This is a genomic window from Devosia sp. SL43 (assembly GCF_021729885.1).
GTDB lineage: Bacteria > Pseudomonadota > Alphaproteobacteria > Rhizobiales > Devosiaceae > Devosia.
This window is the reverse complement of sequence record NZ_CP063401.1, coordinates 2,051,019-2,074,425: the sequence shown is the minus strand read 5'-3', so window position 1 is coordinate 2,074,425 and position 23,407 is coordinate 2,051,019. Positions and strand designations below refer to the sequence as shown.

General features: G+C 64.5%; 21 protein-coding genes and 2 tRNA genes. 11 read left to right on the top strand and 12 right to left on the bottom strand.

The annotated features are described in order from the left end of the window. Positions 1–291: 291 nt before the first annotated feature. Positions 292–1,263, top strand: a complete 972-nt coding sequence (locus tag IM737_RS10155) for an alpha/beta fold hydrolase (protein ID WP_236899791.1) — start codon at positions 292–294, stop codon at positions 1,261–1,263. Between the two features lie 16 nt (positions 1,264–1,279). Here the strand turns inward: IM737_RS10155 and IM737_RS10150 are convergent, their stop codons facing one another. Continuing rightward, complete coding sequence (locus IM737_RS10150) at positions 1,280–1,873, bottom strand: LysE family translocator (RefSeq protein ID WP_236899790.1); 594 nt, start codon at positions 1,871–1,873, stop codon at positions 1,280–1,282. A 105-nt stretch (positions 1,874–1,978) separates the two neighbouring features. Between IM737_RS10150 and IM737_RS10145 the strand changes: the two genes are divergently transcribed. Then, a complete protein-coding gene (locus IM737_RS10145; RefSeq protein ID WP_236899789.1) occupies positions 1,979–2,398 on the top strand; it encodes an Lrp/AsnC family transcriptional regulator in 420 nt (139 codons plus the stop codon). A gap of 4 nt (positions 2,399–2,402) precedes the next feature. Here IM737_RS10145 and hisN read toward each other — a convergent pair whose 3' ends face one another. Both hisN and IM737_RS10135 read right to left on the bottom strand, forming a co-directional pair. After that, positions 2,403–3,188 (bottom strand): histidinol-phosphatase, encoded by a 786-nt coding sequence (gene hisN / locus IM737_RS10140; RefSeq protein WP_236899788.1) that lies wholly within the window; start codon positions 3,186–3,188, stop codon positions 2,403–2,405. Positions 3,189–3,277: 89 nt separating this feature from the next. Beyond that, positions 3,278–4,177 (bottom strand): N-formylglutamate amidohydrolase, encoded by a 900-nt coding sequence (locus IM737_RS10135; protein WP_236899787.1) that lies wholly within the window; start codon positions 4,175–4,177, stop codon positions 3,278–3,280. 193 nt (positions 4,178–4,370) lie between these two features. On the opposite strand from IM737_RS10135, the gene cpdR reads away from it, so the two are divergent. The 3 genes from cpdR to IM737_RS10120 all read left to right on the top strand — a co-directional run bounded on the left by cpdR (position 4,371) and on the right by IM737_RS10120 (position 5,014). Next, positions 4,371–4,730, top strand: coding sequence for a cell cycle two-component system response regulator CpdR (gene cpdR, locus IM737_RS10130; protein WP_046105558.1), 360 nt, complete (start codon positions 4,371–4,373; stop codon positions 4,728–4,730). 108 nt (positions 4,731–4,838) lie between these two features. Next, positions 4,839–4,913, top strand: a tRNA-Val gene (locus IM737_RS10125). 26 nt (positions 4,914–4,939) lie between these two features. Then, a tRNA-Val gene (locus tag IM737_RS10120) sits at positions 4,940–5,014 on the top strand. A 151-nt stretch (positions 5,015–5,165) separates the two neighbouring features. Here the strand turns inward: IM737_RS10120 and IM737_RS10115 are convergent. The 3 genes from IM737_RS10115 to IM737_RS10105 form a co-directional block, all read right to left on the bottom strand. Continuing rightward, complete coding sequence (locus tag IM737_RS10115) at positions 5,166–5,945, bottom strand: metallophosphoesterase (RefSeq protein WP_236899786.1); 780 nt, start codon at positions 5,943–5,945, stop codon at positions 5,166–5,168. An 11-nt stretch (positions 5,946–5,956) separates the two neighbouring features. Beyond that, a complete protein-coding gene (locus IM737_RS10110; protein ID WP_236899785.1) occupies positions 5,957–6,772 on the bottom strand; it encodes a metallophosphoesterase in 816 nt (271 codons plus the stop codon). A gap of 72 nt (positions 6,773–6,844) precedes the next feature. Further along, positions 6,845–7,459, bottom strand: a complete 615-nt coding sequence (locus IM737_RS10105) for a pyridoxamine 5'-phosphate oxidase family protein (protein WP_236899784.1) — start codon at positions 7,457–7,459, stop codon at positions 6,845–6,847. Between the two features lie 111 nt (positions 7,460–7,570). Between IM737_RS10105 and msrB the strand changes: the two genes are divergently transcribed. Beyond that, the gene (gene msrB / locus IM737_RS10100; RefSeq protein ID WP_236899783.1) at positions 7,571–7,975 is read left to right on the top strand and encodes a peptide-methionine (R)-S-oxide reductase MsrB; all 405 of its coding nucleotides are present in this window, start codon (positions 7,571–7,573) and stop codon (positions 7,973–7,975) included. A 203-nt stretch (positions 7,976–8,178) separates the two neighbouring features. On the opposite strand, the gene hrpB is transcribed toward msrB, so the two are convergent. Beyond that, positions 8,179–10,635, bottom strand: a complete 2,457-nt coding sequence (gene hrpB, locus IM737_RS10095) for an ATP-dependent helicase HrpB (protein ID WP_236899782.1) — start codon at positions 10,633–10,635, stop codon at positions 8,179–8,181. Positions 10,636–10,697: 62 nt separating this feature from the next. Here hrpB and IM737_RS10090 point away from each other — a divergent pair, with 62 nt between their 5' ends. Further along, positions 10,698–11,561, top strand: a complete 864-nt coding sequence (locus IM737_RS10090; protein WP_236899781.1) for an aldose 1-epimerase family protein — start codon at positions 10,698–10,700, stop codon at positions 11,559–11,561. A 4-nt stretch (positions 11,562–11,565) separates the two neighbouring features. On the opposite strand, the gene IM737_RS10085 is transcribed toward IM737_RS10090, so the two are convergent. Further along, a complete protein-coding gene (locus IM737_RS10085; RefSeq protein WP_236899780.1) occupies positions 11,566–12,912 on the bottom strand; it encodes a sigma-54-dependent transcriptional regulator in 1,347 nt (448 codons plus the stop codon). Beyond that, positions 12,909–14,771 carry an ATP-binding protein gene (locus IM737_RS10080; RefSeq protein WP_236899779.1) on the bottom strand — a complete coding sequence of 621 codons (1,863 nt, stop codon included), beginning with the start codon at positions 14,769–14,771 and terminating at the stop codon, positions 12,909–12,911. The genes IM737_RS10085 and IM737_RS10080 overlap by 4 nt, the downstream gene beginning before the upstream one ends. A gap of 186 nt (positions 14,772–14,957) precedes the next feature. On the opposite strand from IM737_RS10080, the gene IM737_RS10075 reads away from it, so the two are divergent. The 3 genes from IM737_RS10075 to IM737_RS10065 all read left to right on the top strand — a co-directional run bounded on the left by IM737_RS10075 (position 14,958) and on the right by IM737_RS10065 (position 18,241). Continuing rightward, positions 14,958–15,938, top strand: a complete 981-nt coding sequence (locus IM737_RS10075) for a tripartite tricarboxylate transporter substrate-binding protein (protein WP_236899778.1) — start codon at positions 14,958–14,960, stop codon at positions 15,936–15,938. A gap of 282 nt (positions 15,939–16,220) precedes the next feature. Then, positions 16,221–16,736 carry a tripartite tricarboxylate transporter TctB family protein gene (locus tag IM737_RS10070; RefSeq protein WP_236899777.1) on the top strand — a complete coding sequence of 172 codons (516 nt, stop codon included), beginning with the start codon at positions 16,221–16,223 and terminating at the stop codon, positions 16,734–16,736. After that, the gene (locus IM737_RS10065; RefSeq protein ID WP_442874183.1) at positions 16,733–18,241 is read left to right on the top strand and encodes a tripartite tricarboxylate transporter permease; all 1,509 of its coding nucleotides are present in this window, start codon (positions 16,733–16,735) and stop codon (positions 18,239–18,241) included. The genes IM737_RS10070 and IM737_RS10065 overlap by 4 nt, the downstream gene beginning before the upstream one ends. Before the next feature lie 72 nt (positions 18,242–18,313). On the opposite strand, the gene IM737_RS10060 is transcribed toward IM737_RS10065, so the two are convergent. The 3 genes from IM737_RS10060 to IM737_RS10050 form a co-directional block, all read right to left on the bottom strand. After that, on the bottom strand, positions 18,314–19,825 hold the full coding sequence (locus tag IM737_RS10060) for an ATP-binding protein (RefSeq protein WP_236899775.1): 1,512 nt from the start codon (positions 19,823–19,825) through the stop codon (positions 18,314–18,316). 145 nt (positions 19,826–19,970) lie between these two features. Continuing rightward, on the bottom strand, positions 19,971–21,059 hold the full coding sequence (locus tag IM737_RS10055) for a helix-turn-helix transcriptional regulator (protein ID WP_236899774.1): 1,089 nt from the start codon (positions 21,057–21,059) through the stop codon (positions 19,971–19,973). Positions 21,060–21,155: 96 nt separating this feature from the next. Continuing rightward, complete coding sequence (locus IM737_RS10050; protein ID WP_236899773.1) at positions 21,156–22,436, bottom strand: Gfo/Idh/MocA family oxidoreductase; 1,281 nt, start codon at positions 22,434–22,436, stop codon at positions 21,156–21,158. 208 nt (positions 22,437–22,644) lie between these two features. On the opposite strand from IM737_RS10050, the gene IM737_RS10045 reads away from it, so the two are divergent. After that, the gene (locus IM737_RS10045; RefSeq protein WP_236899772.1) at positions 22,645–23,319 is read left to right on the top strand and encodes a GntR family transcriptional regulator; all 675 of its coding nucleotides are present in this window, start codon (positions 22,645–22,647) and stop codon (positions 23,317–23,319) included. Positions 23,320–23,407: the final 88 nt, after the last annotated feature.

Sequence of the window (23,407 nt, the reverse complement as noted above, 5' to 3'; positions counted from 1 at the left end):
GGGCTAGAAGTGGGTCATGTGCTGAGGGAGACCTCGGTACACACCCAAAGCGGTCCATCACCCGCCCCCCGCATGGACCGCCCAAATGGAAACCGGTGTCTCGCAAGAGATGCCGGTTTTCCTTTTCTGCACCGAACTTCGTGGCGCCGCCGGCCTGCAAATGGCTTGCTTTTGCGCTTCCGGTGCTCACGTACTGATGTACGCTCCGCTCCGGTTCTCAAAGCCAGCCATTTTCGACTCGGCGGCGCCGCGAATCTCGGTACAGAAATCGTGCCAATGAACGAGTTGCCGATGAACAAAGTCGACCCGAACGGACCAAGCCTGGTCAATATTGCGTCCAATCCGATTCCGGAGGGGGCTCGGGTGGGGTTCTTCAGGACCTCGGACAATGTGCAGTTGCGCTATGCGCTCTGGCCCAAGTCGGAGGGCGCACATCGGGGGACGATCTGTCTTGTGCAGGGGCGGACCGAATTCATCGAGAAGTATTTCGAGACCATCGCCGATTTCCGCAGGCGCGGCTTTGCGGTGGCGACGTTTGACTGGCGCGGGCAGGGCGGGTCGGACCGGCTGATCGGCAATCGCAAGCTGGGCTATGTCGACCGCTTCGAAGATTACTGGACCGACCTCAAGAGCTTTCACGGCGAAATCCTGCTGCCCGAATGCCCGCCGCCATTCTATCTGGTCGGACATTCTATGGGCGGTCTGGCCTCGCTTTATGCCGGGATCAATGATCGGCTGATGTTCGACCGGATCTTCCTGTCGGCGCCGATGGTGGCGTTGGATCGACAGCCGCTGTCGATGGGCGGCATGGCCAAGGTGTGCGAGACGCTGAGCTTTCTCGGGCTTGGCCGCATGCCGGTGAGCCGGGCGGCGGACAAGCCGGCTTCGGAGGCGACATTTCCGGGCAATCCGCTGACCGGGGATTTGATCCGCTATCTGCGCGCGGTGGATGTGATCAAGGCGCGCCCCGACCTTGAGATCGGCGCGCCGACGGTGCGCTGGGCGGCGTCGGCGATGGGGGCCATGGCGGAAGCGGGGCGCGATAGTTTTCCGGGGCAGATCCGCATTCCGCTGCTGATGTTGGCGGCCGCGCGGGACGAGGTGGTGTCGACCGCGGCGATCGAGCAGTTGGGCCTGCGCATGCGGACAGGGCGGCATGTGGTGATCGCCGGGGCGCGGCATGAGCTGTTCATGGAAACGGACGTGATCCGCGGGCAGGTGTTTGCGGCGTTTGACGCGTTTATTACCGAGCAGAGCGCCTGAGCGTGAACGCAAGCCTTTACTGCATCAGCACGGGATAAAGGGAAGCGACCAGAAGCGCCGCCATCACGATGTTGAAGGCGCGTAGGCGGCCGGACGTGGACAGCAAAAGGCCAAGGCGGTCACCTGCCAGCACCCAGACGCTGATCGAGGGGGCGTTGACCACGCCGAAGACCAGCGTGACCAGCAGCACAGTCTGCAGTGAACCTCCGCCAGCATAGACGGTCATGGCCGTCAGCGCCATGGTCCAGGCCTTGGGGTTGACCCACTGGAACAGGGCGGCCTGAAAGAAGGTCATCGGTCGGCTATCGACAGCGCGTTCGCCCAGCGTGTCGGTGGTGGCCAGCTTATAGGCCAGGTAGAGCAGGTAGAGGGCGCTGACGACCTTGAGCACCTGATGGCTATTGGGAATGGCGTCAAACACCCCCATCAGCCCGACCCCCACCAGACCCACCATGAGCGTGAAACCGATGCAGACGCCCAGTGCGTGTGGAACTGTGCGCAAGGCCCCGAAATTGACGCCCGATGCCATGAGCATGAGATTGTTTGGCCCGGGCGTGATCGATGAGACGAGGGCAAAGACTGCCAATGCGGTGAGAACTTCGTATGTCATGGTGCAATGATTGCGCATGTATGGCGCAATGTGCCATCAATGTTCGGGAATTTGGCGAGATTGGAGCAATGTCTGACCGAAATGGACGCAAAAGACCACGAAATATTGTCCGAACTTGAGCGCGATGGACGGATCACCAATCTGGCACTGGCGACCAAGGTGGGGTTGTCGCCATCGGCTTGCCTACGCCGGGTGCAGGAGATGGAGAAGTCCGGCGTGATAACCGGTTATCGCGCTGTCACTAACCGGACGGCGCTCGGCGTCGGCTTCATTGCCTATATCGCGGTGGGGCTTTCGGACCATTCCCAGGCGGCGCAGCGGGCCTTTGAGCGCGCCGTAGCGCAGGCGTCGCAGGTGCGCGAGTGCCACAACGTCACCGGCACAATCGAATATATCCTGCGGGTTGAAGTGGCCGATATTGGCGCTTACAAGAACTTCCATACCGACGTGCTGGGGACGCTGCCCACGGTGCATGCCCTCACCACCTATGTGGTGCTGGATTCGACCAAGGATTTACGGGCGTGACACCTCACGCGGTGGCGATCAACTCCAGCGCCTTCTTCAGCAGTTCCGGCGTTGCCGCAGCGACCACATTGCCCCCGGCAGTCGGTTCGCTGCCGTCCCAGCAGGCGATGGCGCCGCCGGCTTCACGGATGATGGGAACAAGGGCGGCGATGTCGTAGGTCTGCAGGCGCGGTTCGATGACGAGATCGGCCTGGCCTGCCGCGAGCAGGGCATAGCCGTAGCAGTCCATGCCGAAGCGTTGCAGGCGGGTGGCGGCTTCGACGGCTTGCCACTTTCCCCAATGCTCGCCGTGAAACAGGTTTGGCGTGGTGGTGAACACCTTTGACGGCGCCAATTCGGTCTGTCCGCTGGTGCGGTTGGCGGTGGTGACGCCGCCACGCTGATAGGTCGAGCGGCCGGGGACGGCGATGAAGGTCTCGCCGATGAAGGGCTGGCTCATCAGGCCGGCGATGGCGACGCCGTTTTGGGCGAAGCCGATCAGCGTGCCCCAGACCGGGGCGCCGGAGATGAAGGCGCGGGTGCCATCGACGGGGTCGATGATCCAGGTGTATTCGCTGTCGCCTTCCGAGCCCCATTCCTCGCCGATGATGGCGTGGTCGGGGAAGGCCTCGGATATGACGGCGCGGATGGCGGTCTCGGCGCTGCGATCGGCCTCGGTCACCGGGTCGAAGCCGACCTGATACTTGTTGTCGATGTCGAGTGTGGTGCGGAACAGCGGCAGGGTGCGCGTGGCCGCAGCATCGGCGGCGGCAAGCAGGGTGGCTTCGATTTTGGCGAGATCGAGGGTCATGGGGCGGTCGCATGAAGGGCCAACACCTTGCCACGACCTCGTGGTTCGACAGGCTTACCATGACGTCTACTGAAACGATGGGCGGTTGACTACTCCGCCGCAGCTTTTTCCGATGCACTGGGCAGATTGCTGGCCAGCGAGACGAGGTCCAGGCCGATCAGGGCGAAGATCAGGCGGTCGATGACGGATCGGACCGCGTCGAAGCCCTCGTGTTTGGCCAGGGTCACCTCGTTCATGTAGAGGTGGCGGCTGATCTCGATCTGGAGGGCATGGACGCCATGCTGCGGGCGGCCGTAGCTGCGTGTGGCAAAGCCTCCGGCATAGGGGCGGTTGCGGGCGACGCGCAGGCCGGCGGAGACGAAAATGGTTTCGACCAGATCGACGAGGCCCGGCGCGCAGGTGGTGCCGTAGCGGTCGCCGAGCACGATATCGGGCGCCGCCTTGTCGCCCGTGCGACTGATGCGGGGCATCGAGTGGCAGTCGATCAGCAGGGCCACGCCATAAGCGGCCATGGCCTCGCCGAGCAGCTTCTGCAGGGCGGCATGATAGGGGTGGTAGATGCCCTCGATGCGCATGCGGGCATCGTCGAGCGTGAGGCGGTCGCGATAGATCGGCTTGTTTTCGGCAACGACGCGGGCGAGCGTGCCGAGGCCAGCGGCAACGCGCGGCGAGGTGGTGTTGAACCGATCGGAGAGCGGCTCGACGAACATGGTCGGGTCGAGTTCCCAGGGCTCCCGGTTGACGTCGAGATAGGCGCGGGGGAAATGCGCGCGCAGCATGGGGGCGCCCAGATGGGGGGCGCGGGCGAAGAGTTCGTCGACCCAGGCGTCCTCGGACTGTCGGACGGAAAGATGGTCGAGCCGGGTCATGGCCAGAAAGCGCTCGGGATAGACACGGCCGGAATGGGCGGAGTTGAACACGACCGGCGCCACCAGCCGGCGGGGCCGGATAGTCTCGAATGCCGGCTGATCCCAATAGTCGGACCGCACGCTGCCTCCCCAAATCGACGCCTGTTGGCGGCATCGCAGTGATTTGTGCAATCAGTGTCGTCCTTTGCAAGCAGCTTGTCCAGATTGTCGCAATTTTGTTGGGAGGAATTACCCGGCGTTTGCAGGAGCGCAAACTTGCCTTAAACATCACAGGCTACAGTGCGACTCACACGCCAGGACGGCCGGAGACACCATGAAGCGAATTCTGCTCGCGGAAGACGATAACGACATGCGCCAGTTCCTGACGCGCGCGCTCAAGAATGCCGGCTATGAAGTGGTGTCGTTCGACAATGGGCTTTCGGCCTATGAGCGCCTGCGCGAGGAGCCCTTCTCGCTGCTGCTGAGCGATATCGTCATGCCCGAGATGGACGGGATCGAACTGGCGCGCCGCGCCACCGAACTCGATCCGGACCTCAAGGTCATGTTCATCACCGGCTTTGCTGCCGTGGCGCTGAACCCCGACAGCGACGCGCCCAAGGATGCGTCGGTGCTGAGCAAGCCGTTTCATCTCAAGGACCTCGTCAATGAGGTCGAGCGGCTGCTGGCTGCCTGACGCATATCACTATCCACAAAGCGCTGATGACCCCTTGACCCCCGGTCAAGTTTTATGGTCTATCCGCGCCACTGGACGGACCTAGCGGTTCTTCCATCCCGGAGAGATGGGCGTATAGCTCAGCGGGAGAGCACCTCGTTGACATCGAGGGGGTCACAAGTTCGATCCTTGTTACGCCCACCATCTCTCTACTTTTCGCCTCTGGCGATGGGAGTATAGCTCAGCGGGAGAGCATTCGCTTCACACGCGAAGGGTCACAAGTTCAATCCTTGTTACTCCCACCATTCCCTTTCTCGTGATGCCGGCCTGCAAACGGCAATCGTCTGCGCTTCCGGTGCTCACGTACGTTGAGTACGATCCGCTCCGGTTCTCGCCGACCACCGTTTTCGACTCGGCCTGACGAGAAAAGCCCGACTGTGAAATCGGGCGCTCAATCTAGAAAATCTCGGCGTTGCCGTCGATGAAGTCGTCGAACAGCACGGTGGTGCCGTCGTCGTCGCTGATGACGAAGGCCATCTGGCCGGGGCCGGTGAGGCGGCGCATGGGGATGTGGGGTTGGTCGACTGTGCAGGAATAGTGGCCGCCTGCCAGGGTGGTGAAGGGCAGGCCGCGCCAGGTGGCCGTCGAAGTCAGATGGACATGGCCAGCAATGACCTGGCGGATGTAGGGATGGGTCTTGAGGGTGGCGACGAAAGGATCGGCATCGATGATGCGGATGTCGTCGGATTCGATATGCAGCGCATTGGCATTGTGGTGGAGGATGACGATGACCGGCCGGTCCATTGCCTCGGCAAGACGGGCCTTGAGCCAGTCGACCTGCGTCGGCGTCAGCACGCCATCGACGCGACCCGGTTCGGACGAATCGAGCAGGATGATGCGGTGGCCCTTGCTGTCGATGACCTTGTCGACCTTGCCGGTCTCGGCAATGGAGCCGGTGCCGAAGACTTCGAGGAAGGATGGGCGATCGTCGTGGTTGCCCAGGGTGATATGCACCGGAATGGGCAGGCGAGCGATGATTGCCTGGAGCCGCTCGTAGGCAGCAGGCTCGCCGAGATCGGCCAGGTCGCCCGCCAGCACGCAGAAATCGACGCCGCTATAGCGGGCAATGACGGCATCGACGGCCTGTTCGAGACGGGCGCCGGTATCGAGCGTCATCGACAGCTTGCCTTGCGGCATCACATGCAGGTCGCTCATCACGACAAATTTCAGGGTCATATGGAGACTTCCTATTTCCGCACCATTGGTCCGCCGACAATGGCGATGGTCTTGTTGCCATCGATAAAGTCGTCGAACAGAACCGTAGTGCGGTCGGGCGTGCCGACGACCACGGCCATCTGGCCAGGACCATCGATGCGGCGGACGGGCACATCGGGTTGGTCGACGTTGAAGCTGGCCGAATAGTGCCCACCGGCCAGGGTGGTGAAGGGCAGACCGTGCCAGCTCGCGGTCGAGGTAATGTGGACGTGGCCGGCAATCACCTGGCGGATATCCTTGTGCGTCTTGAGCGCCGCGATCAGCGCATCGGGCTCAAGCAGGCGGATGACATCGGAACGGATGTGGAGCGCGTTGGCATTGTGGTGCAGCACGACCACGACTGGCCGGTCTGCGGCTTCGGCGAGGCGGGCGCGCAGCCAATCGATCTGGACCTGTTCGAGCACGCCATCGGCGCGGCCAGGTTCAGAGGAATCGAGCACGATGATACGGTAACCTTTGGCATCGATGACCTTGTCGACCTTGCCGGTGGTGGCGTTGGCATAATCGGCCCCGAAGATATCAAGGAAGGCGGGGCGATGGTCGTGATTGCCCAGCGTCATATGCACCGGGATGGGCAGGCGGGCGATGATGGTCGTGAGCCGTTCATAGGCGGCCGGCTGGCCATGATCGGCCAGGTCGCCGTTCAGAATGCAGAAATCGGCGTCGCCGTACCGCGCAATCACGGCGTCCACCGCCTGTTCCAGCCGCGCGCCTGTATCGAGCGTCATCGATGCCTTGCCCGGCGGCACCAGATGCAGATCACTCATCACGACGAATTTCAGGGTCATTTCCGCCTCACGAACACACGCACCCGTAATGGAGCGAAATGACCAACCGGTGACAATGCCGATTGGCAGATGTCACCACATGGTCTGTTTGGCGCGCTCCGGCCAGGCCTTGTCATAGGCTTCGCCACCGACCTGGTTTTCGGTCATGCTGGCCAGGATTTCGCCGGGCGTGGGCAGGGATTTCGGATCGGGGTGACGCTCGGGATTCCAGAGTTCGGAGCGGACGATGGCGCGGGCGCACTGGAAATAGAGCTCGTCGATCTGCATGACGATGACCGATCGCGGCGCCTTGCCCTCGACTTCGAAACTGGCCAGCAGGTCCGGATCGATGCTGAGATGGGCGCGGCCATTGGCGCGGATGGTGGTGCCGCTGCCGGGCAACAGGAACAGGAAGGCGACGCGTGGATCGCGCACGATGTTGCGCAGCGAATCGATGCGATTATTGCCCCGCCGGTCGGGCATCATCAGCGTCGTGTCGTCGTGGATGCGGACAAAGCCGGCTTGGTCGCCGCGTGGGGAGCAGTCGATGCCCTCGGGGCCGACCGTGGCCAGCGCGGCGAAGGGGCTGGCTTCGATGAGGCGGCGATATTGCGGCGTCATGCGGTGGGCCACCTTGACGGTGGAGGCGGCGACTGGGGCAGGGCTGTAAAGCGCTTCGAGTTGCTCGATGGAGGTGACGATGGTCATGGCAATGGCCTTTGGCAGGCAACAGCGCGAAGTGATGCAGCGGGCGCTATGGGCGGGGTGTAACTCATCCTATATTCCATGCGAATAGAAGTGCGACAAAGGAGTGACAACATGGACACCCATGCATTCAAAATTACCCATACCGATGCCGAATGGCGCGCCAGGCTGACGCCCGAGCAGTATCAGGTGATGCGCAACCACGGCACGGAACGCCCGGGATCGTGTGCGCTGCTCTATGAGAAGCGGGCCGGGACGTTTTCCTGCGCTGGCTGCGATCAGCCGCTGTTTGAATCCAAGCTGAAATTCGAGAGCGGTACCGGCTGGCCGAGCTTCAACGATCCAGTGCCCGGCTCGACTGAGACGACCACGGACAAGAGCTACGGCATGGTGCGGACCGAGGTGCATTGCGCAACGTGTGGCAGCCATCTGGGGCATGTGTTCCCTGACGGTCCGCCGCCGACGGGACTGCGCTACTGCATCAATGGCGTGGCGCTGAATTTTTCGCCCGCTGCGTAGGCGGCAGGAAATGATGGAGGCCCCGGAGCGATCCGGGGCCTTTTTGTTGAGCGTTAGTCTAGACCATCGTGCCACGCCCTCGTGGTTCGAGGCTCGTGAAGAACTCGCACCTCACCATGAGGGCTGCTGGAACACGGAGCCTAGAGTAGCCTCTTCATGGTGAGGCGGGAGCGCAGCGACCCTCGAACCACGAGGGCATTGCACTACGTCCCCCGCGGCTTCGCTCTCGCCGTCGGCGCTGCTTTCGCCGGTTCGTCCGGCCAGGGGTGGCGGGGGTAGCGGCCCTTGAGGTCCTTGGCGACATCGGCCCAGGAACCGTTCCAGAAGCCGACGAGATCGCGGGTGGTCTGGATGGGGCGATGGGCGGGGGAGAGCAGCACCAGCAGCAGGCGGATGCGGCCATGGGCGATGGTCGGGTGGCGGGTCAGGCCGAACAGTTCCTGCACGCGGATTTCGATGGCGGGTCCGCCTTCGGCAGAATAGTCGATGGGGACGGCATTGCCTGTTGGCGCGGTGAAATGGCTGGGCAGCACGGCCTCGATATCCTGGCGGCGCTGATAGGGCAGCAGCATGTCGAGCGCCGTGCGCAGGTGTTCGCCTGAAATTTCGGACAGCTTGGTCAGACCAAACAGGGCTGGAGCGAGCCAGTCGGCCACCGAGGGGACGAGCGCCTCGGTGGTGAGGTCGGGCCAGTCATCGCCCAGGGTGGTGCGCAGGAAATTGGCGCGGGCGCGCCAGGCTTTCTGTTCGCGGCTCCAGGGCAGGAGGTCGATGCCACGGCGGGCCGCAGCTTGCGCCAGCAGATGGGCCGCGTCCGCTGCGTCTTCCACGGTCACCGGCTCATCGGCGAGGCGCAGAGCATCGAGGCGACGGATGCGGCGGGCGCGGACGCTGGCCGAGGGCTCGTCGAAGGCGAGGAGGGTTTCACTGACGATGCGGTCGGCAAACAAGGCTTCGAGATCGGCGCGATCAAGCGCGGCGGCACCACGGATGCGGGCGGTAGCGGCAGCGCCAGTGCTGTCTGACACCACGAGGAAGGGTTGCGACGCCAGCGCGTCGGTTTCGTCGAGGCTGGCCTGGCGGCCATTGGCGAGGCGGAATTTTCCACGCGGTCCGGCGGCCTGGGCGATGCGATCGGGATAGGCACGGGCGAGGTGGTGGCCGATGGGCAGGTTGCCGCCGGTACCGCCGCCGGCCAGCTTGGCCCATCGACGGGCCAAAGCGCGGGCGTCTTCGGCGCGTCTGGAATGGTCGCGGCGGAAACGGTCGAGGCGGTGCGCGAGGTCGGTGCCGTCGCCGCCCAGGCCGCGTTCGCCGATGAGAACGGCGAGTTCGGCGGCCGTCAGAGCATCGTCTTCCGCCGCCGCGGCGACGACCATGTGGGCGAGGCGCGGATGCAGCGGCAAGCGGGCTAGGGCCTTGCCATCAAGCGTGAGATGGCCGGCGGAGTCGATGGCGTCGAGGCGCTGCAGCAGGGCGATAGCCTCCGACCAGGCTGGGGCCGGTGGCGGATCGAGGAAAGGCAGCGCAGCGGGATCGGTGACGCCCCAACTGGCGAGATCGAGCACGAGGTTGGCGAGGTCGGCACCAAGGATTTCGGGTGTGTCGAAGGGGTCGAGCGCCGATGTCTGGCCCTGGTTCCATAGGCGGATGGCGACGCCGGGACTGGTGCGGCCGGCGCGGCCGCGACGCTGATCGGCGCCGGCGCGGGAAACACGGCGGGTTTGCAGCGTGGTGAGGCCGGTGCCGGGCTCGTAGACGGGAACGCGGCGGAAGCCAGCGTCGATGACGATGCGGACGCCGTCGATGGTGAGCGAGGTTTCGGCGATCGAGGTGGCCAGGACGACCTTGCGGCGGCCGGGTTCGGCGGGGCGGATGGCGCGGTCCTGCTCAACTGGCGTGAGTTGGCCGTAGAGCGGCGCGATATCGGTGTCGGCCGGGACGCGGCCGGACAGACGCTCGGCGACGCGGGTGATCTCGCCCTGGCCCGGCAGAAAGACCAGGGCGGAGCCGTCGTGCTCGCGCAGGGCTTCGAGGACGGCCGATGTCACTTGGTCCTCGAGGCGCTTGAGCGGGTCGGGCTCGCGATGGATGGTATCGACGGGGAAGGCGCGTCCAAGGCTCTCGATGACCGGGGCATCGCCCAGCAGGTGGGCGACTCGGGCGCCGTCGATGGTGGCGGACATGACAAGGACGCGGAGATCCGGTCGCAGAGCGGATGCGTCGAGGGTGAGGGCAAGGCCCAGATCGCCGTCGAGGCTGCGCTCGTGGAATTCGTCGAACAGCACGGCGGCGATATCAGTGAGTTCGGGATCGTCGAGCAGCATGCGGGTGTAGACACCCTCGGTGACGATCTCGATGCGGGTTCTGGCGCTGATGCGCGAATCCATGCGTACGCGATAGCCGACGGTCTGACCGACATCTTCGCCGAGCAAGTGCGCCATCTGGCTGGCGGCAGCACGGGCGGCGAGGCGGCGGGGTTCGAGCATGATGATGCAGCCGTCATCACGCCAGGGGGCATCGAGCAGCGCCAGGGGCACGCGGGTGGTCTTGCCGGCGCCGGGTGGCGCGACGAGCACGGCGTACGGCCTCGCGTCGAGCGCAGACCGCAAGGCGGGCAGCGCGTCATCAATTGGTAGCGGTGGCAGGGGCGCAGGCATTGCCGGTTCATGGCGGATCAGCGAGGGTAGGGCAAGAGTGTCGTTATCAGGAGAGCCAGCGTATGCAACTGACCCGCATCGGCAACGAACACCTCACTGTCGACGTCTCGCCCATGGGATCGGAAATGCAGTCGATCGTGACCAGCGATGGACAGAGCTGGCTATGGGATGGCGATCCGGCATTCTGGGGCGGCCGGTCGCCTGTGCTGTTTCCGATGGTGGGCAAGGCGCCGGGCGATCACATCAGCGTGGATGGCGTGCGCTACCCAATGGGGCAGCATGGTTTTGCGCGGCGCAGCGAATTTGCGCTGGCGGAGAGCGGGGCGGATTTCTGCCGGTTCGAGCTGCGATCGGGCCATGCGAGCCGGTCGGTCTATCCGTTCGATTTCGGGCTGGTGCTGGAGCATCGGGTCGATGGGCGGGCGGTGACGGTAACGGCGGAGGTGACCAATGCGGACCACCGGCCGATGCCGTTCGGCATCGGCTTTCATCCGGCATTCGTCTGGCCGCTGCCGGGATGCGAAGGGGTGGATCACACGGTGACGCTGGACAATGGTGGGCAGCCCGAGCTGATCCGTCTGTCGGGCGGTCTGGTCGCGCCGCATGCACTGCCCTCGCCCTTCAAGCAGGGTGTGCTGACGCTCAAGCCAGAGCTGTTCGATGCCGATGCGATGCTGTTTCCCGAGGGTGCGGGTGCCGGGCTGAGTTATGCAGCGGGCGAGAAGGCGATCCGGTTCTCATGGGAGAACCTGCCGAACTTTGCGCTGTGGTCTAAACCGGGTGCGGAGTTTGTGTGCCTTGAGCCGTGGCGGGGAACGGCGGCCAAGGTCGGTGGCAGTGACGAGCTGGCCGAGCGGCCGTATGCCGAGGTGCTGGGGCCCGGAGCGACGGGGCGGTATTCGTTCAAGGTAGAGTTGGTGGGCTGAGAGTTCAGCGCCGAACCCCCAACCGGGCCATTTTCTCGCTCAATGTGCGTCTTGGCACCTGCAATGCGTCGACAACGGCTGCGATGGAATCGCCGTGCCTTGCCAGTTCTGCCTCGATCACATGGCGCTCGTAGGCGGCCAGCCGGTCGGCCAGGCTGGCTGAGGACGACACCGGCTTGGTCTTGGGGCCGAGGATCGTATCAAGCGAACGACCGGTGGCATCCAGCCCCAGTGCAAAGCGGTCGGCGGCGGCTTTGAGTTCGCGGACATTGCCCGGCCAGGGATGGATCATCAGGGCGTTGATGTCGGCGGGGTGGAGTTGCGGCGCGGGCTTGTTGAAGCGCTGGGCGGCCTGGCTGAGGAAGTGGTGGAACAGCAGCACGCAATCGTCGCCACGGTCGCGTAGCGGGGCAAGGTGGATGGTCGCCATGTTGAGGCGATAGTAGAGGTCGGCGCGGAAGCGGCCGGCTTCACTTTCGGCGGCCAGGTCGGCTTTGGACGCGGCGACGATGCGCACGTCGAGCGGAATCTGCTTGTTGGAGCCGACGCGCTCGACCATGCGCTCCTGGATGACGCGCAGCACCTTGGCCTGGGCCAGCAGGGGCATGGACTCGATCTCATCGAGCAGCAGCGTGCCGCCATTGGCAAATTCGAACTTGCCGATGCGCTTGTCGCGGGCCGAGGTGAAGGCGCCGGCCTCGTGGCCAAAGAGTTCGGATTCGATCAGCTCGGCCGGAATGGCGGCACAGTTGACGGCGACGAAGGGCCCCTTTGATCGCGGCGAGAAATCGTGCAGGCAGCGGGCGACGACTTCCTTGCCGGTTCCGGTTTCGCCGAAAATGATGACGTCGGTGGGGATGGAGGCCAGTTCGCGCACGGCGCTGCGCAGGTCTTCCATGGTGCGCGACGAGCCAACCAGGCGGGTGGAGAGTTCGGTCTCGCCGCCGTCGAGCTTGCGACGCAGGTCGGCGACTTCGCGCTTGAGGCCGGCCTGTTCGGCGGCGCGGCGCAGGGTCTTGACTAGCTGGTCGGGGACATAAGGCTTTTGCAGGAAATCGAAGGCGCCCGATCGCATGGCTTCGACGGCCATGGGCACATCGCCATGACCGGTGATGAGGATGACCTCGGCGTTGAGGGCGCGCTCGCGCACGGTACGCAGCAGATCGAGGCCGGACAGGCCGGGCATGCGGACGTCAGTAAGGACAACATCGGGCCTGACGTCGTCGAGCATGGCGAGTGCCTGGCTGGCGTCGGTCGCAACATGGGTGAGAAAGCCGGAGAGGCGCAGCCACTGTTCGAGCGCGGTGCGCACCATTTCTTCGTCGTCGACGATGAGGACGGTCTGGGTCATGTGGAATACTCTTTGGTCGAGGCAGGCTGGGCGGCGAGGGGCAGTCGCACCGTGAACGCGCTCCCCTTCCCCGGGCGACTCTCCACCGTGATGGCACCACCGATGTCGCGGACCAGGCCGTAGGAGATGGACAGCCCAAGCCCCAGGCCGCGGCCGGCTTCCTTGGTGGAGTAGAAGGGGTCGAACAGGTTCGGCAGGTCATCGGCGGCAATGCCGGACCCGGTGTCGGCGACAGAGACTTCGACGCTGCGTTCGTGCTTGCTGAGGCCGATGGAGAGCACACGGATCGGCGCGTGTTCCATGGCGTCGGCGGCGTTGGCAATGAGGTTGATCAACACCTGTTCGAGGTGGATGGGATTGCCCATCACGGCCAGCTTGCTGCGATGGCGGCGGTATTCGACGTCGATGCCGAATGCCTTGAGCTTGTGGTCGACCAGGTCGAGGGCATTGGCGATGACCGTGTTGAGGTCGGCCTGCGCCTCGACGCGGGTCTCCTTGCGGGCGAAGGTTTTCAGGTGGCCAGTAAGGGCGGCGAGGCGGTCGACAACCTTGTCCATGGTGCCCAGAATGCCCGCTATGTCGGCGTCATTGCTGCGGGCAGCGATCAGCTTGGCGCTGGCAATGTGGGTGGTGAGGGCGGCGACGGGCTGGCTGACCTCGTGCGCCACGCCGGCCAGCGCCTGGCCGAGGCTGGCCATCTTGGCGCTCTGGACGAGACCGTATTGCGCCTCGCGCTCGGCTTTCTCGGCGCGGATGCGGTCGGCAATCTCCTCGCGCAGGGCCTCGTTGGTGATGTGCAGATCCTCGGTACGCTCGGCGACGCGCTGTTCCAGCCGCTCGTGGTCAGCAAGGCGCTGGGCAACGATGCGGCGGCGCTGGATCAGCAGCGCGATGATCAGCAGCAGCGCTGCGGCGCCGAGTGCAGCGGCCGCGGCAGCGGTCCAGGCGTCGCGGAACAGCGGGCCGGTGGGGGTGAAAGAGACCAGCCGCCACTGATGGGTGGGCAGGCGCAGTTCGTCGAGGATGAAGAGGCCGGAGGCTTCGGGGTCTTCGCCGGATATGTAGGCGAACTGTGTGCCGCGCGAGGGCCAGATATCGGCGGCGACGGGGGTGTTGCCCATGCCCGTTTCGCCGTAGCGGCGTTGTTCGGCGATGCGGCTGGCGTCTGCCGGGTCGACTACCACAAGCGGGCGATAGCGCCAGTCGGGCCGGGTGGAGAGGATGGTGACGTTGTTGAGGTCGACAATGCCGATCAGCTCGCCCGAGCGCCACCAATTGGCTTCGATTTCGCCGAGGTTGATCTTGGTGACCGCGACGCCAAGGGGCCCATCGGGACCATCGACGCGGCGGGTGAGGAAGTAGCCGGCAACGCCAGTGACGGTGCCGACGGCATAGAACTTGGCGTCGCCGTCAGCCATCGCCTCCTCGAAATAGGGGCGGTAGCCGAGGTTTTCGCCGACGAAGCTGTCATAGGCCCACCAGTTGGAGGCGGCGACGACGGCCCCATCCGATGCCATGATGAAGAGTTCGCCGGCCCCTGCAGTGTCATTGAGCTTTGAGAGGAAGCCGTTGGCGGCCTCCCTGACATCGGGATTATCAGGGTCGGCCAGAACGGCGTGGGTTTCGGCGGCCAGGGCCATGCTGGAGGGCAGGTAGTGGAAGCGTTCGATGATGGCTTCGAGCGTGCGGTCGAAGAGGGCGAGGCGGCGGTCAGCTTGTTGACCGGCGCTGGTGATGGCACTGGCCAGCGCCAGTTCAAAGGCGGCCCAGCCGATGGCGAGGACGAGCGCCAGCGCCACGCCAGCCACGATGAGCTGGCGGCGATGCAGCAGGTCTCGAAAGCCATAGCGACTGACCAAATGTGCTCCTTGGGCAAGAAATTGCCGAAACCTGCCCGATCGATCGGCAAGTTCTTGCTCGCCGTGCTATCACAGACCTTCGTATCTGCATATCTGCCTTGCATTTTCAGCTTGGCACGGCGTTTGCAATGCAGTCGGCAGGACGCGACGGGGAGTCAGCGTCCGAACATTCCGGGAGGACAACCAATGAAGAAGACTGCACTTACCCTCGTGACCGGCGCTCTGCTTGCCGGCCTGGCGTTTGCCGGTTCGGCCTTTGCGCAGGATTATCCGACCAAGCCGATCACCGTCGTGGTGCCCTTCGCGGCCGGCGGCCCGACCGATACCGTGGCGCGCCTCGTTGCCGAGGTGATGAGCCAGGATCTCGGCCAGCAGGTCGTGGTGCAGAATGTCGGCGGTGCCGGCGGTACGCTGGGTGCCGGCCAGGTCGCGACCGCGGCCAATGATGGCTATACGCTGCTGCTGCATCATATCGGCATGTCGACCGCGCCCACGCTCTATCGCAGCCTGCCCTATGATCCGACCACCGATTTCGCGCCGATTGGCCTGATCACCTCGGTGCCGATGACGCTGGTGGCCAAGAAGGATTTCGAGCCCAATACGCTTGAAGAGCTGATCACCTATGTGAAGGCCAATGGCGAGAACGTGACCTATGCCCATGCCGGCATCGGTTCGGCCAGCCAGCTGTGCGGCATGCTGTTCATGGAAGCTGTCGATACGCAGATGACCACGGTGCCATACCAGGGTTCCGGCCCGGCCATGACCGATATCATCGGCGGCCAGATCGACATGATCTGCGACCAGACCACCAATACGACCAGCCAGATCCAGGCCGGCGAAGTGAAGGCCTATGGCGTGACGTCGTCGCAGCGCCTGGCCAACCTGCCCGATCTGCCGACGACGGCAGAGGGTGGCCTGAACCTCGAAATCGGCGTGTGGCACGGGCTCTACGCGCCTGCTGGCACCGATGCGGCGATCATCACCCGGCTTGAAACTGCGCTCCAGGCGGCGCTGGTCAACGAGACCGTGGTCAGCCGCTTTGCCGAACTGGGCACCTATCCCGTGACGGCCGCCGAGGCGACCCCGGATGCGCTGGCACAGACGCTGGCCAGCCAGATCGAACTGTGGCGTGCAGTGATCGAAGCTGCGGGCGTTTACGCGGACTGATGATGCGGAGGGTGGGACAACCCCCACCCTCACTCCCTCCCCACAAGGGGGAGGGAAGCTTGTCCGGTGCGTTGCGTAGATCGCGCCGCATCCACAGCGCGGCTCCTCCCCCTTGACGGGGGAGGGTGGGTGGGGTGTCGGGAGCCACGATATCAGGGCTACCATCCCCCACCCTAGTTCCGCTACGGCCTTCGGCCTAGCTGCACTACCCTCCCCGCGAGGGGGAGGGTGTCGACTGAGGCGCTCGCGCTAACGTCACAAAACAAAAACGGGGAGGACGTGGTGGCGGTTTCGAATTTTTCGACCAAGGACCTCGTGTCGGGCGGCATCTTTGTCGCGGCGGGGGCTTACTTTGCGCTGGAAGCGCTGAACTATGAGGTGGGGACGGCGTTCCGGATGGGGCCGGGCTTTATGCCGCTGTTCCTCGGTTCGGTGTTGGCGGCACTCGGGCTGGGCGTAGCGGCCAGCGGCTGGAAGAAGCCCGATGCTGGGCAGGAATTCAGTCCGCCGTGGCGCGGCATGGCGCTGATCGTGGGCGTCATCATCTTCTTTGCTGCGACGATCCGCGGCTTGGGTTTCGTGCCGGTGGTGCTGATTTCGAGCTTCGCTGCGGCTTTGTCGAGTCGGCTCAATTCGCTGTTGTTTTCGCTGATGCTGGCCGTGACGCTGACTGTGATGTGCACGGTCATCTTCGTTATCGGCCTTGGCATGAGCGTGGAGTGGTTTGGTCCGTGGACTGGCCCGCTGCAGGGGCTCGATCGCACGGTCATCTCCTGGTTCGGCGATAGGAGCGCATGATGGACATCATTGCTTCGCTGGGCCTGGGTTTTTCGGTCGCGCTCGACCCGATGAATATTCTCTACTGCTTTATCGGCGTGCTGTTGGGCACGCTGGTGGGCGTGTTGCCGGGCATCGGGCCGACGGCGACCATCGCCATGCTGTTGCCGATCACCTTCTCGCTGTCGCCGGCCGGGGCACTGATCATGCTTGCCGGCATCTATTACGGCGCGCAGTATGGCGGTTCGACCACGGCCATCCTGATCAACCTGCCGGGCGAAAGCTCGTCGGCGGTGACAGCCATCGATGGCTACCAGATGGCCAAGAATGGGCGCGCCGGTCCCGCCTTGGCGACGGCGGCCCTGGGGTCGTTCTTCGCCGGCACCGTGGCGACACTGCTGCTGGCCTTCTTTGCGCCACCGCTGGCGCGAGCGGCGCTCAATTTCGGGGCGCCGGAATATTTCGCGCTGATCGTGCTGGGTCTCCTGGTCTCGATTGCCCTCGCACATGGTTCGATCCTCAAGGCGCTGGGCATGATTGTGCTGGGGCTGCTGCTGGGCATGGTGGGGCAGGATATCTATACCGGCCAGCCGCGCTTCACCTTCGGTATTCGCGAGCTCTATTCGGGGCTCAACTTCGTCTCGGTGGCGGTGGGGGTGTTCGGCGTGGCCGAAATCCTGCGCAATCTCGAGAACGAGAAGGGCCGGGACGTGATGGTGAAAGCCGTCAAGAACCTCTGGCTCACCAAGGATGATTTCAAGCGCATCATCGGTCCGGTGCTGCGCGGCACGGCGCTTGGCTCGCTGCTCGGCGTGCTGCCGGGCGGGGGGCATATCCTCTCCTCCTTCGCGTCCTACTCGGCCGAGAAGCGGCTCTCCAAGCATCCGGAAGAGTTCGGCCATGGCGCCATCGAAGGCGTGGCGGGGCCGGAATCGGCCAACAATGCCGCGGCGCAAACCTCGTTCATTCCGCTGCTGACGCTGGGCATTCCAGCCCATCCCGTCATGGCGCTGATGGTGGGGGCGTTCATCCTCCAGGGCATCACGCCCGGACCGAACGTGATCAACGATCAGCCGGCTCTGTTCTGGGGCATCATCGCCTCGATGTGGATCGGCAATATCCTGCTGGTCCTGCTCAACCTGCCGCTGATCGGGCTGTGGGTGAAGATGCTGAGCATTCCCTATCGGGCGCTGTTCCCGGCCATTGTGTTGTTCGCCTGCATCGGCTGCTTCTCGATCAACCAGAACATCTACGACGTCTATGCGATCGCGTTCTTCGGGGTGGTTGGCTATGTGCTGATCCGCTTCGGCTGCGAGCCGGCGCCGTTGCTGCTGGGCTTCGTGCTGGGGCCGTTGCTGGAAGAGCACCTGCGCCGGGCGATGATCATCTCGCGCGGCGATGCGACGATCTTCGTGACGCGGCCGATCTCAGCGACCTTGCTGGGGCTGGCGCTGTTGGCGGTGATCGTCGCGGTGCTGCCGAGCATTCGTAAAAAGCGCAAAGAGGTGTTTGTGGAAGAGGATTGAGGCTCTCCTCCCCCTCGTCGCGACCACAAATCATCACCCTCGGGCTCGGCCCGGGGGTGTTTGTTTTGTGGCCTACTCGGCCGCGCCGCGTTCGTCCATCAAGGCATCCGGGCCGTTTGGATCGCCCGGAGCGGTCTCAGCCCCCAAATCCGGAAAGGCCACAACGCGGTTGTTGCGGAAGTCGAGGCGGACGACCAGCAGGCCGCGTTCCTCGAACCAGGTGAGGAGGCGCCGGGCGCGGCTGGCGGAGTGGGTGCCGTAGAGGCGGGCGAGGGTTGCGTCGGAGGGGCAGGGGGCACCGGTGACGGCGGCCTGGGCGAGCACCAGGAAGACGCCCTGCACGTCGTCGGTCAGCGCCTCGGACATGGTCAGCGCCTGTTGCCAGGCATCGGACTTGGCCGTTTCGACATCGGGGGCGACGCGGGCGACGGCGAGGCGGCGCTTGAAGGCGGGCAGAGCCGGCGGTTCGCCGGGGACGCGGCGGATGCGGCAGCGGACCAGGAAATCCTGATAGAGCACGGCAACGGTGCGGAAGCTGGCATCGGGGTCGCCGAGCAGTTCGGCCATGATGGCTGATATCTGGGCGTCGCGCTCGGCTTCGTCGATTTCGGGGAAGAGGCTCTGCGGCGCTTCCTCGGCTGGCGGACGGGCGCGCGAGAGCTGGGCCAGCAGCTCGTTGGTCGAGGGCGGCGGCGGTGGCGCGGGGCGGCGGATGACGGGCCGGGTCTGCTCTTCCGCCGAGGCGGTGAAGATCAGGTCGGCGGCATCCAGGGGGGCTTCCGGCAGCGGCGTCAGCTTGGGGCTGGTAGAGCGCGCCGAGGTTTCGACATGGCCGATGGTGACCGGCAAAGGCCTACGGGAAATGGCGGGGCCGAGGGCGACGAAGTGGCCGCGGGCGAGGTCGCGGAACTGCTCGGCCTGGCGCTTTTCCATGCCCAGGAGGTCGGCGGCGCGGGCCATGTCGATATCGAGAAAGGTGCGGCCCATCAGGAAATTGGACGCTTCGGCGGCGACGTTCTTGGCCAGTTTGGCGAGGCGCTGGGTGGCGATAACGCCAGCCAGGCCGCGCTTGCGGCCACGACACATCAGGTTGGTCATGGCGCCGAGCGACAATTTGCGTGCTTCGTCGGAGACTTCGCCGGCTACGGCTGGGGCGAAAAGCTGGGCTTCGTCGACGACGACGAGGACGGGGTACCAGTGGTCGCGCTCGGCATCGAACATGCCGCCGAGAAAGGCGGCGGCGGCGCGCATCTGCTGCTCGACGTCGAGGCCTTCGAGGTTGAGCACGACCGAGACGCGATGCTGGCGGACGCGGGCGGCGATGCGCGTAAGTTCGGCTTCAGTGCGGGTGGCGTCAACGACGGTATGGCCGTAACGCTCTGACAGCGTTGTGAAATCGCCCTCGGGATCGATGATGCATTGCTGCACCCAGGGGGCGGACTGTTCGAGCAGGCGGCGCAGCAGGTGCGACTTGCCGGAGCCGGAATTGCCCTGGACGAGGAGACGGGTGGCCAGCAATTCCTCAAGGTCGAGCGTGGCGGGCGTCGTGCCGCCGCTCATGCCCATGTCGATTGCTACCTTCATTCACGCTCCGGATCGGGCTGACACATCCCATTGGATCGGGAGGCACGCACGCGGCAAAACTGCCGGTGAACTGTTAGCACGGCATGCCGCCGATTCGGGACAGTCCTGGACACAGACCCCACAGGTCTTGCGCAGAAGGCTTCGGTCAGCGGGAAATGCGGCTGAGCTGGTGCATCAGCAGGACCAGTTCGGCCTGGCGGGTGCTGCCGGTCTTGCTCATGATGGATTTGAGCTGGCCGCGGACGGTGTGGACGCTGCGGCCATTGGCGGCGGCGATGCCCGATACGGTCTGGCCGGCGGCGATACCGCGGGCGACGGCCAGTTCTGCCGGGGTGAGATCGAACAGGGACTGGACCAGGCTGGCATCGGCCTCGCCACCCTTCATTTCGCTGAGGATGACGATGCAGGAGGCACGGCCGAAAATATCGTTGGCCTCGCGGCGGATCGGGACGGTCTGGATGACGCCAATGACGTCGCCGCCCAGGCTCTGCCGGATGGGGATGGACAGCACGCCATCGCCGGTGAGCGCCTGGGTCAACTGGCGGTCGGCGACGGCGTCACGCAGGCCGATGCGGTCGCCAAGCCTGGTGGTCCAGATATGGCCGGCGGCGTCGAACAGATGGTTGGCCAGGACAACGCGGCCGGTTGGCGCAAGGGCGGCCGCCGGGAGGCCGATGGCGGTCAGCGTTTCAATGGAGGTGCGGACCCGATCGAGGCTGCTGCGGGCGGCCAGGGTAGCGGCGCGGGCCAACGGCGCATAGAGCGCGTCCAGCCGGCGCAGCGACTCGCCGCGAATAGGCCCCCGCTCTTGGTATTGTTCGACATTGAAGAGAATGGTGTCCTGATGCGGCAGTTGCAGCAGGAAGCCGGCGGCCCAACCGAACCCTGCCGGCCGAAACAGCTCGGTGACGATCGGGTCCTTCTCCAGATCGCCTTCGTCGAAGTAATCGTCCTCGTTGACGAAGCGCGGGAGGCCGACCAGGCCCTTGCTGATCACGCCATTGGCGCGCCCGCTCTTGTTCATCCAGCCTTCGTTGACCACCCGGTGGCCGATATCGTGCAGCACAGGACTAGCGACGATGCGGATGCCGCGTTCGTTCATGCTCAAGAGGCCAATGCCAGCCGTCTCGCTGAAATCGGTGACGGCCTGGAGCGCATCCGGCCAGCGCTCAGGGATGATGGCGGCCTCGTAGACAAGGTCTTGCAGTCTTGCGAGATCGTCTTCCTCGGCCAATGGGCACCCTCCCGTGCCCATTTATTATACAAATTGATCGATCTGATGGAAAGTCTTTGGCAGATCACAGTTTTCCGCCAAAGATATTCTACTAGCTCAGAGGCGAACCAGGGTGCGGACATCGACTGGCAGGCCGGTGGCGAAGGACTGGTTGGCGGCGATGCCGGTCAGGATCGACAGGGCGCCGTCGCGGTGGTTGGCTCCGTAGCCCGGACGCGGCGTGGCGCTACCGAAGATTTCGTCGAGCATGATGTTGTCGCCACCGCCATGGCCGCCGGCAGCATGCTGGATGGGGATTTGCCGGGCCTCGCCATGCAGCGGGAAATGATAGAGGTGAACGCCCTTGGCAGAGCCTTCTTCATCTGACGTGCCGCCGGCATTGATGTAGCTGGTCTCGTGGACGGTGAGTTCGAGGCGTCCGCCGGTGCCGTTGATGGCGACGTTGAAGCCTTCCCATGGCGCGTAGGCATAGAGCGAATAGGTCATCACCGCCTTGTTGCGGTAGCGCACCATGACATTCATGGTGTCTTCGATGGAGATGCCGTCGCCGAAGACGTTCTGGTCGCGCAGGTAGCCGTCTTCCTTTTCAGCATCCCAGTAGAGGCCCTTCTGAACCGGGTTGGCGGTGAGATCGATGGCGAATTTGTCGTCCTTGGCCGCTTCCACGCCCGTAGTGCGGGTATAGGGCGTGACGACGCCACGTTCCTCGGCATTGGCGCGACCGTAGAATTTGAGGTCGCCCATCGCAAACACCGTGTCGGGCTGGCTGCCGAGCCAAAAGTTGACCAGGTCGAAATGGTGGGTCGACTTGTGGACCATGAGGCCGCCGCTATTGCGCTTGTCGCGGTGCCAGCGGCGGAAATAGTCGGCGCCGTGGCGGGTATCGAGCAGCCATTCGAAATGCACCGAAGTGGGTTTGCCGATGGCGCCTTCGGCAATCAGCTCGCGCAGGGCGGCATTATGAGGGGCATAGCGGTAGTTGAAGGTGACACGGACCTGCTTGCCGGTGCGCTCGACCGCATCGAGGATTGCCTGACACTTCTCGGGATCGGTGGTCATCGGCTTTTCGGTGATGACGTCGCATCCGGCCTCAAGGGCGGCAATGATGTATTTGTGGTGCGTGCGATCGACCGAGGTGACGATGACCGTGTCTGGCCGGGTGTCGGTGAGCATCTTGCCGAAATCGGCGGCCTTATAGGTGGGCACCGCCTGGCCGCCCAGTTCACCTGCGATCACGCTATTGGTGTAGTCCATGCGGACCTGGTTGGTGTCACACAGGGCAACGAGGCGGGAATGCTCGCGATGCGGCCCCAGAATGGCCTGGTAGAACATGCGGGCGCGACCGCCCGTTCCGACAAGCGCGTAGGTCTTGGCCATTCGATGTCTCCGTCTCGATCCGAATATGCACCCGAGGTTCACCCTGGGGTGGCGTTGTCGATGCATCTACCATACAAGATTGTAGGGGCGCACTAGTTCTTTTGATGAAATGCGGGGAGGCAGGCCCTAGAATCTTGTGGACGGCTGGCATTCGGGGCGAGCGCTTTGCCGCATATCCGGATCATGGTCGGGGAGGGGAATCAGAGAAATGGCAGGCAGCGTGCTCGAAGTGACCGAGGAGACCATGGCGCTGCGCGTGGTTGGCGCGTTGCGCGACGAGATCGTCAGCATGGCGCTCAAGCCCGGCGACGTGATCTCGGAAAGCGACATTGCCGGGCGCTATGGCGTGTCACGGCAACCGGTGCGCGAAGCCTTCATCCGCCTGGCTCAGCAGGGGCTGCTGCTGATCCGGCCCAAGCGGGCCACCGTGGTCAAGAAGATCTCGCCCGATGGCGTGCGGCAAAGCCGGTTCATCCGCGAAAGCATCGAGGTGGAGATCATCCGGCGCGTCGCGGCCAGACCCGGCGATGCGGCTGAAGTGCTGAAGGCGCTGATCGCCGAGCAGGAAGTGGCCTCGTCGGCCGACGATCATCGCGGCTTTCATACGCTTGACGAACTGTTCCACCGCACCCTGGCTCGGCTGGCGGGCGTCGAGTATGCGTGGCAGCTGATCGATGACCACAAGATGCAACTCGACCGGGTCCGCTATCTGACGCTGGGCGTATCCTCGTCGCGAGTGGCCATCGGCGAGCACAAGATCATCGCGGCGGCGGTGGCGGCGGGTGACGTGCCGGGCGCCGAGGCCGCCATGCGGGCGCATCTGGCCCGGGCCGAGGTGCTGCTGGGGCAGACCATCAGCGATCACCCGGATTTTTTTGAGTAGCGACCCTCGTGAGGGACCGCATAGCGCCCGTGCTGCAACTGCGCGCGGGCGATTGCCGTTTCTGGCGAGTGAACCACAGGAGAGTGGC